Source organism: Nesterenkonia alkaliphila (assembly GCF_009758175.1).
Taxonomy (GTDB): domain Bacteria; phylum Actinomycetota; class Actinomycetes; order Actinomycetales; family Micrococcaceae; genus Nesterenkonia; species Nesterenkonia alkaliphila.
In genome coordinates, this window is record NZ_WRPM01000008.1 from 1 (window position 1) to 13,457 (window position 13,457).

The window sequence follows — 13,457 nt, forward strand, 5'->3', positions numbered from 1 at the left end:
GAGCCCTACTGGACACCGGAGGATTCAGACCCCTGCTACACCCTCATCTGCGATGAGCCTGATAACTACTCACAGTCCACAGTAACCGTGTCTACCGACCTGGACTGAGAACATCAAGAGCCGTTCGGCATTTGAAGCCACATTGCCTATGCGCTCGTTGCAGATCATGACGCCCTCCGCTAAAACAGGGCGGGGCTGATCTGGTCAGCAGGCTCCAATAGTTCAGGACCGTTGTTGCGGGTGTTGCCCACCGCGGGGTTGGTCTCGTAGATCTCCCAGCTCTGCGCCACTTCTGTGACTCCGGTGCGGACTCTATCCAGTAGGCTGTGCAGCTCATCTCCCTCAAGCTTGCCCGGCCTCACCCACTCGCTGGCGAGCTCGGCAGTCATGGCCAACGGCGTGCGATCATGCAAGGCACCCAGATCACGGAGAACCTCGGCCGCATCAGCATCATCTGGCGAAGGCCCGGTCAGGATAGTGGTCGAGACGATCACAGGAGCGTCCTCCCCGGCGGAGGGGCCCTGCCAGGTCTCCCACAGTCCGGCGAAGAGCAACAGACTGCCGTCCTTGGGACGGACCACATGCGGGCGCTTCACCTGCTTGCCGTTGACCGTCTCGGTGAGCCATTCGTAGTAGGCATCCGCGGGCACAATCGCACGGCGACTACGGACTGCGCTGCGGAAACTGGGCTTCTCCGCCACCGTCTCGCTCCGGGCGTTGAACGTGCGGCTGGAGAAGGTCAGATCCTTGACCCAGGGCGGCAGCAGACCCCACCGGGCAGGCCCCAGCTTCCGCACGAGCTCACCCTCCACCAGGGTCTCCACCACGATGGGCACGGTCTTGGTCGGCGCAATATTCCAGTCCGGGCGCAGATCCCACTCCGGCTCCTCGGAGAGGTCAAGCTCGCGCGCGAGCTCACCAGAGGCTCGGGCAAGAACATAGCGGCCGCACATGCCTCTGAGGATTCCACGGTTGCCGCTTCTGAACAACACCGCGGGGGCCGTGCGCTGCGCAGCAACGGAGTCCGTTGATCAGCTTCGGTGCAGCTCCCAGGCCCGGGTGGCCTGCACGGTCACAGCGCGGGGTCCGGTGCGGCGGATGGTTCCTTCCGCAATCATCAGTTTGGTGGTGAAGAGCGCCTCGCCGATAGTGGCCTGGGCCTCGTCGAAGAAACTCAGATCCACCACCCCGGTGCCGTCGTCCAGGGAGATGAACACCACCCGCCGGCCAGACCGCATCGGCGGGGTTTGGGTGGCCACCCGGATCCCAGCCACCCTGACCAGAGCACCGCTGCGCTGCTCCAGCAGATCCTTGGCATAGGTGACCCCCTGACGTTCGAGTTCCTCCCGGTGGAGTTCCATGACGTGCCCGGAGGTGTCGATGCCGGTGAGCTCCAGCTCTGAGCCGACCAGCTCACGGGGACTCAGCTCCCCATGCTCCACCGGCATCTGGGTGACTTCCATATCAGGCAGCGGTAACGGAAGCTGCCCCAAGGCATGCTTCGGCTGAGGCCTGCTGCTGCGGGCCAGGTTGGTGGACTCCACCCAGGCGATCAGATCCTTCCTGCGACTCCGGCCCCCCGGCAGCAGGCTGTCGAGCGCCCCGGCCCTGACCAGATCCCGCAGCGTGGAGCGCCGCAGATTGGCCCGGTCACGCAGATCAGCCAAAGAGTCGAAGGGCTGTTCACGGGTAATGCGCCTGACCTCGGCTTCGCTGATGCCCTTCAGCCGGCTCAGTGCCATCCGGACACCCCAGGGGCTCTGACCAGCACCCGGAACAGTCTCCGTACGTTCCAGCCGATAGTCACCGGTGGAGGTGTTGACATCCATCGGAAGCAGCGGGATGCCCAGCCGCCTGGCCTCGGCCACCAGTAGGCGCAGCGGGTACATGCCGGGATCATGCTGAAAGAGCCCGCACATGAACGCTGCCGGGTAGTGAGTCTTCAACCACGCCGACTGGAAGGTCGGCACCGCGAAGGCCGCACCATGGGCCTTGCAGAAACCGAAAGAGCCGAAGCCCTCCAGAGTCTCCCAGACCGAGGTGATGGTGGCGGCGTCGTACCCTTTCTCTGCTGCGTGGGTGCGGAAGAACTCCTCCACCTCGGGCAGACGCTCAGTGCCCAACTTCCGCCGCAGCTCATCACCGGCATCCAAACCGCAGCCGGTCATCCGGTCGAAGATGCGGATGATCTGCTCGTGGAAGACCACGATCCCGTGAGTCTCGCCCAGAATTCCGGCAAGATCGGGATGCGGGTAGCGGACCGGCTCATAGCCGTGACGCCGGTTGAGGAAAGGCTCCACCATATTGGCCACCATGGGCCCGGGCCGGAACAGGGAGATATCGATGATCAGATCAGCCATGGACTCCGGGACCAGCTTGCCCACCAGCTCCCGCTGACCCGGGGACTCGATCTGGAAGCAGCCCAGAGTATGGGTGGACTGAATGAGCCGGTAGGTGGCGGGATCGGTGTAGTCAATGGCATCGAGATCGATCCGCTCACCGGTGGTGCGCTCGATCTCATCCAGCGCCCAGGCGATGGCCGACTGCATCCGTACCCCGAGAATATCCAGCTTGATGAAGCCCATCGGATCCATATCGTCCTTGTCGAACTGGCTCATCGGCAGCCCAGTCACCCCAGAGGGCTGCACCGGGGTGAGCTTCAGCAAGTTCTCATCCCCGAGGATCACCCCGCAGGGGTGGGTGGAGATATGCCGGGGGAGACGGTCCAGGCGTTCGGTGAGGTCTACCAGTAGGTCCAGCTGCGCCCGCCCGGAGACCCGCTCAGTCTCTATCCGCTCCGCCAGACGCTTCAGCTCAGGCTTCTCGGCCAGGGCCTGGCGGAACTCCTTGGCGGGGAAGCGCCACATGATCTCAGCCAACTGAGCGATCTCCTCCTCGGGCAGCCCCAGGGCGAGTCCGGCATCACGGACCGCCCCGCGGATCCGGTAGGCATTCTGCATGGACATCAGCACCACCCGCTGATCCCCGAACCGCTTGACCACCTCCCGGTAGATCATGTGCCGCTGAGCAGACTCTACGTCGATATCGATATCCGGCAGGGTGGAGCGCCTGCGGGAGAGAAACCGTTCAAAGACCAGCCCATGCGCCAAAGGATCGATGGGGGAGATGCCCAGAGCGTGGACCACTAGGGAGGAGACCCCCGAGCCGCGGGCCGCGCATCGCACGCCGAGGGAGCGGATCAGCCGTGCGACCTCGGAGACGGTGAGGAAGTATCCGGCGAAGCCCAGATCAGCGATGATGCTCAGCTCATGATCCAGCCGCTGCCGTACCGCAGGCTCGGTCAGCCGGGCGCCCAGACCTTCCTGGCACCGGTGCCGCAGCTCTTCATCGGCATCACGATCAATGCCGATCACCGAGGCCTCCGGGATCTTCGGGACCCCCCAGGTCATATGCTGCTCCGGGTCCAGGGCGCAGGACTCGGCGAGCTCCGCGGTGCTCTGCAGCAGCCGGCTGGGCGAGACGCTGGCTGAGGTACTGGCTCGGCAGATCTCCTCGGCGAGCTGCCGCATCTGGTCCGGAGGCTTCAGCCACCCCTGGTCATTGGGCTGCAGCCCGGTGACATGGTTCAGGTCAGAGAGTGCACTGACCGCATCCAGCACATCAGCAGTGGCAGCCTCGGCAGGGGAGAGCAACCGTACTGCATTGGTCAGCACCGGGGTCACCCCCACCACGTTGGCGCAGCTGAGCATACGCACCGCATGCGCGGTGGAGAGCGGCTCTCCCGGCGGGGCCAGATGAGAGACCACCTCCACCCGCAGAGCATCACCCAAAGCCTGCTTCCATTGGCGCAGCAGGGCCCGGGTCTGCCGGTAGCCGCGTGCAGCTGCGGCCTGCCCGACATCGCTCTGCGGCCCTGCCAGCACGTACAGGGCGGGCTGCCCACTGGGGTCTGAAGCAGCAGAGTCAGCTAGTACCTGCAGTGGCACTGCCGCCGGATCAGCATCATGAGCGCGGGAAATAACCTCGCAGAGTGCGCTGTAGCCCGCAGCGCTTCCGGCTGCGAGCACCACCACCCTGCCGCGGTCCTGCACGGCCAGATCCACGCCGAGGATAGGGGGCAACCCCTGCTCCTGGCAGGCGGAGATATGCTTGGCGGCCCCGTAGAGGCCGTCCCGATCGGTCAGCGCCAGTGCCGCGGCACCGTCTGCAGCGGCACGGGCTGCCAGCTCAGCAGGGGTGTTGGTGCCGTAGTGGCTGGAGAAGCAGCTGGCCACATGCAGGTGGGCGAAACTATTCATGCACCCTCACTACGCGCCATCTTCCGGAGTGCACGTCATGGACCACATCCACGGTGCGGCTCTGGGCCGCTGGGGCAGCTTCCAGGCGCAGCTCCAGGCGCCAGATCTTATGACTCACCAGCCCCTGGCGGCCGCGTTCTGCCCGGGAAGTCTCCAACCACCAGGCCCGGCGCTGAAACCAACGGGCAGGCTCTCCGAGCACCACATACCACCGGCTGTGCCACTGCACCCGCACCGGTACCCCAGAAGGGTCAGCTAGGACCTCTACCGGCTCCGTCAAGGAGTGGCCGGAGGGAGCAGAGGGATGGCCGGAGGGGATGGGCGCAGAGGTGCTGCTGCGCTCTGTGGCGTAGGCGGCAGCCTCGGCGGCGCCGGTGAGCCGGGTGACGCCTCGCCGTCGTGGTGTAACAGGTGCAGGGGACATAGTCGGCAGTTTCCTCTCCCTTGGGCTGGGGTGCGGGATCGAACTACCGATGGGAAGCAGGAGCTCCATAGTAATTCGAACATACTTTTGATAGCAAGAGGGAGTCTAGGTCCTGCCCCGGAGACGTCCGGCCGGAATAGCGTGCCACCGCGGAGGACCATGATGAGCTCCGACCCAGCCAGTAGGCTCTGGGGGAACGGATTGAGCCTCAGCCGTAGCGGCTCACTCAGCTCACGTTGGACTTCGACGAGGATTGATGGTCATGAGCCAGGAAAACTCACAGCGGGCCCCGCTGCAGAACGTGATCGAAGCTGCTCAGAATCTCGACGGCACGCTGTTTGACCGTGTCTCTGCGCTCATTGATAAGACGCGGACTGCGGTTGCCGCTCAGGTAAATCTGCACCTGACTCTGATGAACTGGCATATCGGCCGGATGATCGACGTCGAGATCCTCCAAGAGAACCGTGCTGGGTACGATCAGGAGATTGTCGTATCACTGGCACGACAATTGACTGGTCGGTTTGGTCGAGGGTTTACGAGAGACAGTCTCTACCGCATGCTTCAGTTCTCGCAGGTCTACCCTGATCCGGAAATTGTCGTATCACTGGGGCGACAATTGAGTTGGACGCACTTTCTAGCTCTGATAGCAGTACCCAACGCTCAAGCTCGCCAGTTCTACGCCGAGCAAGCCGTCGCCAGCCGCTTGAGCGTGCGGGCGCTTCGAGACCTCATCGGCCGCCAAGGCTTTGAGCGCAAAGAGATCGCTAACGCGCAGACTGCCGGCAGCGCCGCCGTTCCGGCTGACTCCTTCCTGGCCCCTTACTTCCTGGACTTCCTCGGCCTGCCAGATGCTTACGCGGAGCAGGACCTTGAAGATGCCATCGTCCGGGACATGCAGAGCTTTCTCCTGGAAGCAGGAGACGGCTGGGCGTTCGTTGCTCGGCAGAAACGCATGCCCATCGGCAATGACGATTTCTACCTCGACCTGCTCTTCTACTCCAGGCCACTCAAGCGGCTGATCGCCGTAGAACTCAAGCTTGGGCACTTCAAAGCCAGCTATAAGGGGCAGATGGACCTCTACTTGAAGTGGCTGAACCGCTATGAGCGTCAGTCGCACGAGGAAGCGCCCATTGGGCTGATCCTGTGTACTGAAGCCAGCCGAGAACAGGTCGAGCTTCTGGAGTTGCACAAGGACGGCATCATGGTGGCCGAGTACTGGACGGCACTGCCTCCGAAGAAGGAACTGCAGGAACGGATCACCCAGATCTACCACCAAGCCCAAGAGCGCCTGGCTCGTAAACAGATCGCCTCCGCACAAAACGAGAGCGCCGACTAACCACTATGGCGATGAACAGCCGGGAGGACCAGTAATGGGACTACACTCAGTCCGTGCAATGGCTTGATGCGATCATCCTGGGCGTGGTCCAGGGACTGACTGAGTTCCTTCCCATCTCCTCCTCAGCGCATCTGCGCATTGTCGGGGAGTTCCTGCCCGGCGGCCAGGACCCGGGCGCGGCGTTCACCGCCATCACCCAGCTTGGCACCGAGGCCGCTGTGCTGGTGTTCTTCTGGCGCGACATCGTCCGGATCCTCACCGCATGGTTCCGTGCGGTAGCCGGCCGGGGCTCGCACAGTGACCCCGATGCGCGGATGGGCTGGCTGATCATCATCGGCACAGTGCCGATCGTGGTGCTGGGCCTGCTGCTGGAGGACTTCATCGTCTCAGCCTTCCGCAGCCTATGGTTAGTGGCCACTATGCTGATCGTCTTCGGGCTGCTGCTGGGGGTGGCCGACCGGATCGGTACCCAGCGCAAGCCGCTGGAGAAGCTGAGCATCCGTGATGGCATCCTCTACGGCCTGGCCCAGTCCCTGGCGCTGATCCCGGGAGTCTCCCGGTCCGGGGGCACCATCACTGCTGGCCTTCTGATGGGCTACACCCGCGAGGCTGCGGCTCGCTACTCCTTCCTGCTGGCGATCCCGGCGGTCTTCGGCTCTGGGTTCTATAAGCTCATCGGCGCCATCGGAGAGCAGTCCGGCCCCTACACCATGATGCAGACCATGGCCGCCACCGCAGTGGGCTTCGTAGTGGCCTATGTGATCATCGGCTGGTTCCTGGACTATGTCTCCAAGAACAGCTACACCCTCTTTGTCGGGTATCGGGTAGTGCTGGGCATCTTCGTCTACGTCATGCTCAGCTTCGGCATCATCAACGCTTGAGGGCGGTGCTGCCAGCGGCCGCGGCACGGGAGTGCCACAACGAGGCCGCAACCGTGACTGCCAGCACCACCAGGATCACGATCAGCGAGGCCCCAGTGGGGATCTCCGGCACCGGAACGTTCTGCCCACCGTTGATGAACGGCAGGTTGTTCTCATGCAGAGCGTGCAGAACCAGCTTCACCGCGATGAAGCCCAGAATCACGATCAGCCCGTAGGAGAGGAAGACCAGCCGCTGCAGCAGCCCGTCGATCAGGAAGTACAGCTGGCGCAGCCCCATCAGGGAGAACGCCGTGGCGGTGAAGACGATATAGGGCTCATGGGTCAGCCCGTAGATCGCAGGGATGGAATCCAGGGCGAAGAGGATGTCAGTGCCGCCGATAGCCACCATCACCAGCAGCATCGGGGTCAGCACCCTGCGCCCGCTGACCCGAGTGGTGAGCTTATCGCCGTCGAAGCTCTCTGAGGTTTTCAGCCAGCGTCGGGCCAGACGGATGATCGCATTCTCCGGTGCCGGGGCGCCGCTGTGCGTGATCTCCTTGCGGAGCATGTTCGCCGCGGTGACCAGCAGGATCAGTCCGAAGAGGTAGAAGATATCGCTGAACAGATGGATCAGCCCAGCCCCTAGGAGAATGAAGACGGTGCGGGAGACCAGCGCAAAGATGATGCCGAACAGCAGCACCTTCTGCTGGTACTTCCGCGGCACACCGAAGCTGGAGATGATCACCAGGAACACAAACAGGTTGTCCACGGAGAGGGCTTTCTCCGTGAGATAGCCGGCGTAGTACTCCACGGCATGAGAGGTATCGCCGAAGGCTAGGAAGACCAGCCCGAACATCAGCGCGAGGCCGATGTAGACACTGGACCACACGGCTGCTTCCCGGAGCGTGGGCTCATGGGCCTTGCGGACGTGGGCGAAGAAGTCGAAAGCCAGCAGAGCGAGGATTGCGGCGATAGTGAGTACCCAGACCAGGGGGGTGATCTCCATGAGGGATCCTTCCGAGAGAGCGACGGTATGGTGCATCGTCGCGAGTCTCTCCACCTGAACCGCTGGGGCTTCAGGATGCTGTGCCCGGCGGCCTATGGAGGCCGCGTGCTGACGTTCACAGCTTCAAGGGATACTCCCTCACGCTGGCTATGCTACACCCGTTGCTGCGGGCCCGCTGTCACAACACCTGCTGCCGCCGCGCTGGCTGCCGATTCCATAGACTGATTGCCGATGGCGATCACTGAGCTGAGGATTCACGGGGTCGGCGGGTCTCCCGGAGCCGCAGCGCTGGGCGTGCCGGCTGCCGATACCCCCACCCTCTACCGGGGCCGCCGCACCCGGGTGCTGGCCCGGCGCAGTAACCCCAGCGTGCAGGCCTACGACTGGGGCAGGCTCACCACTGACTCCCCGTTGCAGCCGCTCTGGGTCCTGCTGCTGCCTTTCACCCTGATCAATGTGTCCGGCTGGGCGCATGGACACTTCCCCGGAGGCCTGGCCCGGATCCAGCTCACCCGCGCCCTGGTGCACCTGGGCGCCGTGCTGCTCACTGCCGGCTATGTGCTCTGGGCTGCGATCATCGGTATCGACTATCTGGGCTACCAGGCACTGGGCAGAATCAACGACGCCGCCCAACTGGCCGGGGTGCTCACCGGTTTCCTGCTCACCGCCGCAGTTCCGGTGGTGCTGCTGATCATCGCCGATGCCACCAGGCGCCGCTACGAGCGGGTGGACCCCGGCCACGGGGTGGGCACCCGCGATGGTACAGCCCGCTGGCAGCCGGCAGAGGATCTCAGCAGCGAACAGTTCTTCGCCCACGACCGCAGTCTGAAAAAACTGCTGGGCTGGCACAGTGCAGTGATCGCCCTGACCCTAGGCGGCGTCGCAGTCCTGACCGTCACCAATTGGGGTGGGGCAAACCTTGGGCTGGGCAGACTCTTCCTGGGGATCGGGCTGGCGCAGATCCTGGTGGCGGTGCTGCTGGCCGCAGCATGCTGGGCTCCCGGCGGGCAGTTCCCGGGGCAGCCGGGGGCGCTGGCGCTGCCCGCCTCGGCAGTCACCATGGCCGCAGCCCTGGGCAACGGATTCTGCGCCGGCTTCGCCCTGCTGGCCGCCCAGCTGAGTGGTATCCGCTGGGACCGGTGGGGCCAGGAGCTGGCGCTGATCGAGGCGTTTGTGATCACCCTGCTGGCCTGGGCCGCGGCATTGGGGATATGGATACTACGGCGCCGCGGGCGCGGGAATGCCGATGAGCTGCCCTCCCGCACCACCCCAGAGGGGCAGCCGCCGGACGGGGTCACCGAGGAGCTGCGGGAACAGGTTGCCACTGCCCGGGGCAACGCTGAGGCAGCCAAGAGTGCCCCGCAGCTGGTGACCGTGTTCGCCGGGCTGTTCCTGGCCTCCTCGCTGGCGGTGCTGCTGCTGCGGCTTGATACCTCAGCTGCGGTAGCCGACTGGATCCGGCCACCAGAGCCCGGGGTGCTCTCCTGGGCCGCGGCCGTGCTGCTGCCGGCCGTCGCTCTGGGGGCGGTCTGGTTAGTGTGGCACTCCAGCCGCAAGCGGGCGCTGCGGCGCACCGTGGCAGCAGTCTGGGATGTGCTGACCTTCTGGCCGCGCCGATACCACCCCTTTGCGGTACGGCCCTTTACTGAGCGGGCGGTTCCGGAGTTCCAGCGGCTGATCACCGAACGGATCCGCAGCGACGGTGGGCTGATCGTCTCCGCACACTCCCAGGGCTCCGCGCTGGCCTTCGCCGCCCTGGCACCGATGGGCTCGGCGATGCTGCACCGCTGCGGGCTGCTGACCTACGGCTCGCCGATCACCACCCTCTACGGCCAAGCCTTCCCGGCCTACTTCGGCCAGGCTGGGGTGGATCAGCTGCGGCTGCGCCTGGCCTCAGGCCGCGGGGGATGGGCCAATCACTACCGGCTCACCGACCCGATCGGGGGACCGGTCATCGGCAGTGGTGACCCGGCGGTGGACCTTCAGCTGCCTGACCCTGCCGAGGCGGCGTCGTTCCCTGTTCCTGCTGATGACCCGGAGCCGCTGCGCCCGGTCTGGGCAGATGTGGCCGGCCACCAGCTTTACCGCAGGGAGGCGGCCTATAAGGAGGCGGTGCGCCGGTTCCGGGCCCGATTAGGATAAGAGCACTATGCCGGAGCTTCCAGAGGTGCATGCACTCGCCATCGACCTGGAGTCCCGCCTCAAGGGACGGGTGGTCCAGCGGCTGGATGTGCTGGCCTTCTACGCCCTGAAGACCTTCGACCCACCCGTGACCGCCCTGGCTGGGCAGGTAGTGCAGCGGGTGGACCGGCACGGGAAGTTCTTAGACCTGCTTATCGGCGGACTGCACCTGACCATCCACCTCTCACTGGCCGGTTGGATCCGGTGGCGGGACAAGGCGCCGGCCGGGATGCCCTCGCGGAAGAGTCCGATCGCGGCCCGGCTGGTCCTTGAGGGCGGCACCGGGCTGGACATCACTGAGGCCGGTACGCATAAGGGCCTGGCGCTGCATATTGTGCGCAACCCCTCCGAGGTGCCCGGGATTGCCCAGCTGGGCCCGGATGCACTGGAGATCGATGAGGCCGGCTTTGCCGAGATCCTGCAGGCTGCCGGGCGTGCACAACTCAAGGGTGTGCTCAGGAAGCAGTCGATCATAGCTGGCATTGGCAACGCCTACAGTGACGAGATCCTGCATGCGGCCAAGATGTCGCCGTTCCGCCCGGCGAATATGGGGGCGGAGGACACCGCCCGGCTCTACGCGGCGATGCGGCAGACCCTACAGGAGGCGATTGCCCGGGCTGAGGGGCAGCCGGCCAGTGAGCTGAAGAAGGAGAAGAAGACCGCGCTGCGGGTCCATGGTCGCTTCGGTGAGCCCTGCCCGGAATGCGGGGAGACCATCAAGCAGGTGGTCTACAGCGGGTCCAGCTTCCAGTACTGCCCCGCCTGCCAGAACGAAGGTAAGACATTCTCCGACCGCGGCATAGACCGCCTGCTCTGAGAGCAGGCTGCAGCCGCGCGGTGACCCGCTGCCACTGGTGTCCTTGTGCGGTGCGTAGAATCTGGCAGGTGAGCCCACCAGCTGAGCAGAAGATCATCCGCGTCTCCGCGGTGGTGCTGCAGGATACCGCCGGCCGAGTGCTGACGGTACGCAAGCGGGGCACCTCCCGGTTCATGCAGCCCGGCGGCAAACCGGAGCCGGGGGAGACTCCTGCCGAGGCCGCGCTGCGCGAGGTGCGCGAGGAGATCGGCCTGAACCTCACTGCCCAGCAGCTGGAGCCGATGGGAGAGTTCTCCGCGGCTGCGGCCAATGAGCCTGATCACACGGTGGTGTGCCATAACTTCAAGGTCCGGTTTGAGAACGACGCCGCCGGGCTCCTGGCCGCCCTCCGCCCGGCTGCTGAGATCGCCGAGCTGCGCTGGGTCCCAGTGGCGGAGTTGGTGCCGAGCGCCGATCTGGCCCCGCTGCTCACCGAGCAGATCGCCCCGCGCCTGCGCGCCTGAGACTTGGTGCACGGGGTTCGCCCCGCCTGTGCGTCTGAGGCCACCCCCGGAAATGGGGCACCAAGGTGCGCCCTCGGCGTCGCCGATTCGCCGTAACTCACTGAACTCCCAGAGGTTGTTGCAAAAATCCGCCCGTCTCGCCGTGAACTGCAACAACCCCGGGGAGTGCAGGTGGTCATGCCGGGGTGACGGAATGATGTAACTCAATCAAACGACACCTAACATATTCTTATGGCATGATATAGGCATGAGTGACGCGAATGAGCGGCTTGCATTGGTCACCCAGGAGTCTGCTCGCACGTCCCGGACTACCCTGATGCGCCGGGCCCAGCGTGGTGAGCTCTTGCGGCTGCGCCCCGGGGTCTACGTGGGGGCGCGCGACTGGCGTTCAGCCAAACCCTGGGTGCGGCACCTGGGGTTTGCGGCGGCGGTGTCACTGCATCATCGGCAAGCCGTTCTCTGTGGGGAGACCGCCCTTGCGGTTTATGGAGTGCCGCTGCTGGCGGTGCCCACGGCAGTGGATATTCGGGCCTCGAGTAAGTCTGCGGTGGGCTGCCGCGGGCCCTGCGTGCCAGGCGGGCTGCCCATCAAGCGCCATGGGTTGGGCAAGCCGCACGGGGCTGAGTATGACCGAGCCTGGGAGGTCTATCGGGACCCGCAAACTGGTGTGGGGACTCTGCAACTTCCGGTGCCCCATGTTGTTGATGTTGCTGGAGATCCGGTGCTCGCCTCAGTCGAGCCCCTGCCCTTTGTGCTGATGAACACTGTGCCCAGGCTGAGCCGTCAAGCAGCTGTGGTTGCCCTCGATGCTGTGCAAGGCGGGCGATACGCCTATGGCCAGCTGATCGCTCCCCAGGAGTTCATGGCCTTTGAGCGCTGGCTGCGCACTGAGAAGTCGCAAGCAGCCTGGAAGTGGGCCGATCAGTTCGCCGATCAGCGCAGTGAGTCACCGGGGGAGTCGCGGTCTCGGGTGATCATCCATGAGCTCGGCTTTGAAGCTCCCGAGCTGCAGCACAGAGTGCAGCTGCCGAATGGGGATTGGTTGAGGTGTGACTTCAGTTGGGAGCGGGGGCGAATCATTGGTGAGTTCGACGGTCGGATCAAGTACGACGACGCCCGGCGGCTCAGCGGAACCGATGACCGCAGTGTGTACTGGGCTCAGGTTCGCCGGGAGGAGGCTATCCGCGACACGGGGCGGAGGGTGGTGCGCTGGGGGTGGGAGGACCTGGATACGCCTTCGGTCATCGAGCGGAAACTACTCCGTGAGGGTGTGCCCCGGCGGCGCCGTGGTGACTAGTTCTGTTCTCCCAGCGGATGTCACACCAAGCCGGGCAAAGAGGGTCCAAAGTGCTACATAGGCTGGGTGTCCACGCAGGTCATAGGGGCCTTATAGCTCCCGGGCCTGTTGGGCCGGCCCGCTGAGCCAGTTCCGGACTTCGTGCGGGCTGCGCAGTTCGATGAAGGCCGCCCCGGAGAGCTCCTGGACTAGGGCCGGCATGCGTTCGCGCCACTTGCTGTGGGTCTTGGCCTCCCAGCGCAGAATGTGGTTCTCATCAGTGAATGCGGTCCAGGGCGGGCGTTCGGTGCAGCCCGCAAAGGCTTGGTGCTGGGTGGCCCATCGCCGCACAGTGCGGCGGAAGAGTCGCTGCCAGGCCAGAGGTCTGGGGAAGTTCAGCCAGATGATGGTCTCGGCCCGGTTGCCCAGCGTGTGCTTGAGTCCCTTGCCCCAGTACTGCCACTCAGTGATCCAGTGATCCGAGGCGGCCAACGCATGGGCTTCTTCTCGGAACTGCGGCCGTTCGGTCCATCCCGGCCCCCAGTGCAATACATCCAGATTGGTGTAGGGGATCTCCCATAGCTCGCTTAGATGCTTGCCGAGCGTGGACTTTCCCACCCCGGTCACCCCGGCGATGAGCACCCGCTGCGGGGTATGGGGGAGGGGGTCGCTGAAGCTGAGCACCCGTCTACTCTATGCAATCTTGTAAATCACTCTTGTGTTATATAACGATGTGATGTCTCAAGACAGTGGTGACAGTTCTGTATCACGACATCGGTGACAGTTGATGTCTCA

10 protein-coding genes and 1 pseudogene are annotated in these 13,457 nt (G+C 64.6%); 6 read left to right on the forward strand and 5 right to left on the reverse strand.

Going from position 1 to position 13,457, the window contains the following annotated elements; all coding sequences use genetic code 11:
• Window positions 1-179: 179 nt before the first annotated feature.
• The 3 genes from GNZ21_RS01365 to GNZ21_RS01375 form a co-directional block, all read right to left on the reverse strand.
• The gene (locus GNZ21_RS01365) at window positions 180-953 is read right to left on the reverse strand and encodes an SOS response-associated peptidase (RefSeq protein WP_157320670.1); all 774 of its coding nucleotides are present in this window, start codon (window positions 951-953) and stop codon (window positions 180-182) included.
• 78 nt (window positions 954-1,031) lie between these two features.
• A complete protein-coding gene (locus GNZ21_RS01370; protein ID WP_157320672.1) occupies window positions 1,032-4,259 on the reverse strand; it encodes a DNA polymerase III subunit alpha in 3,228 nt (1,075 codons plus the stop codon).
• Window positions 4,252-4,683 carry a hypothetical protein gene (locus tag GNZ21_RS01375; RefSeq protein ID WP_229659609.1) on the reverse strand — a complete coding sequence of 144 codons (432 nt, stop codon included), beginning with the start codon at window positions 4,681-4,683 and terminating at the stop codon, window positions 4,252-4,254. Before GNZ21_RS01375 ends, GNZ21_RS01370 begins: the two co-directional genes overlap by 8 nt.
• A 262-nt stretch (window positions 4,684-4,945) precedes the next feature.
• Between GNZ21_RS01375 and GNZ21_RS01380 the strand changes: the two genes are divergently transcribed.
• Together GNZ21_RS01380 and GNZ21_RS01385 are read left to right on the forward strand one after the other, a co-directional pair.
• The gene (locus GNZ21_RS01380) at window positions 4,946-6,019 is read left to right on the forward strand and encodes a PDDEXK nuclease domain-containing protein (protein ID WP_188503831.1); all 1,074 of its coding nucleotides are present in this window, start codon (window positions 4,946-4,948) and stop codon (window positions 6,017-6,019) included.
• Window positions 6,020-6,072: 53 nt separating this feature from the next.
• Window positions 6,073-6,900: an undecaprenyl-diphosphate phosphatase gene (locus GNZ21_RS01385; protein ID WP_188503830.1), complete on the forward strand. Its 828-nt coding sequence runs from the start codon at window positions 6,073-6,075 to the stop codon at window positions 6,898-6,900.
• Window positions 6,901-6,916: 16 nt separating this feature from the next.
• On the opposite strand, the pseudogene GNZ21_RS01390 reads toward GNZ21_RS01385, so the two are convergent.
• A pseudogene (locus GNZ21_RS01390) lies at window positions 6,917-7,885 on the reverse strand (TerC/Alx family metal homeostasis membrane protein); the annotation flags it as partial.
• A 231-nt stretch (window positions 7,886-8,116) separates the two neighbouring features.
• Here GNZ21_RS01390 and GNZ21_RS01395 point away from each other — a divergent pair.
• The 4 genes from GNZ21_RS01395 to GNZ21_RS01410 all read left to right on the forward strand — a co-directional run bounded on the left by GNZ21_RS01395 (window position 8,117) and on the right by GNZ21_RS01410 (window position 12,683).
• Window positions 8,117-10,027 carry a hypothetical protein gene (locus tag GNZ21_RS01395; protein WP_157320685.1) on the forward strand — a complete coding sequence of 637 codons (1,911 nt, stop codon included), beginning with the start codon at window positions 8,117-8,119 and terminating at the stop codon, window positions 10,025-10,027.
• A 7-nt stretch (window positions 10,028-10,034) separates the two neighbouring features.
• Window positions 10,035-10,883: an Fpg/Nei family DNA glycosylase gene (locus GNZ21_RS01400; protein ID WP_157320687.1), complete on the forward strand. Its 849-nt coding sequence runs from the start codon at window positions 10,035-10,037 to the stop codon at window positions 10,881-10,883.
• A gap of 68 nt (window positions 10,884-10,951) precedes the next feature.
• Window positions 10,952-11,386, forward strand: a complete 435-nt coding sequence (locus tag GNZ21_RS01405; protein ID WP_229659608.1) for an NUDIX hydrolase — start codon at window positions 10,952-10,954, stop codon at window positions 11,384-11,386.
• A 247-nt stretch (window positions 11,387-11,633) separates the two neighbouring features.
• The gene (locus GNZ21_RS01410; protein ID WP_157320689.1) at window positions 11,634-12,683 is read left to right on the forward strand and encodes a hypothetical protein; all 1,050 of its coding nucleotides are present in this window, start codon (window positions 11,634-11,636) and stop codon (window positions 12,681-12,683) included.
• 90 nt (window positions 12,684-12,773) lie between these two features.
• Here GNZ21_RS01410 and GNZ21_RS01415 read toward each other — a convergent pair whose 3' ends face one another.
• The gene (locus GNZ21_RS01415) at window positions 12,774-13,346 is read right to left on the reverse strand and encodes a P-loop NTPase family protein (RefSeq protein ID WP_157320691.1); all 573 of its coding nucleotides are present in this window, start codon (window positions 13,344-13,346) and stop codon (window positions 12,774-12,776) included.
• Window positions 13,347-13,457 lie beyond the last annotated feature (111 nt).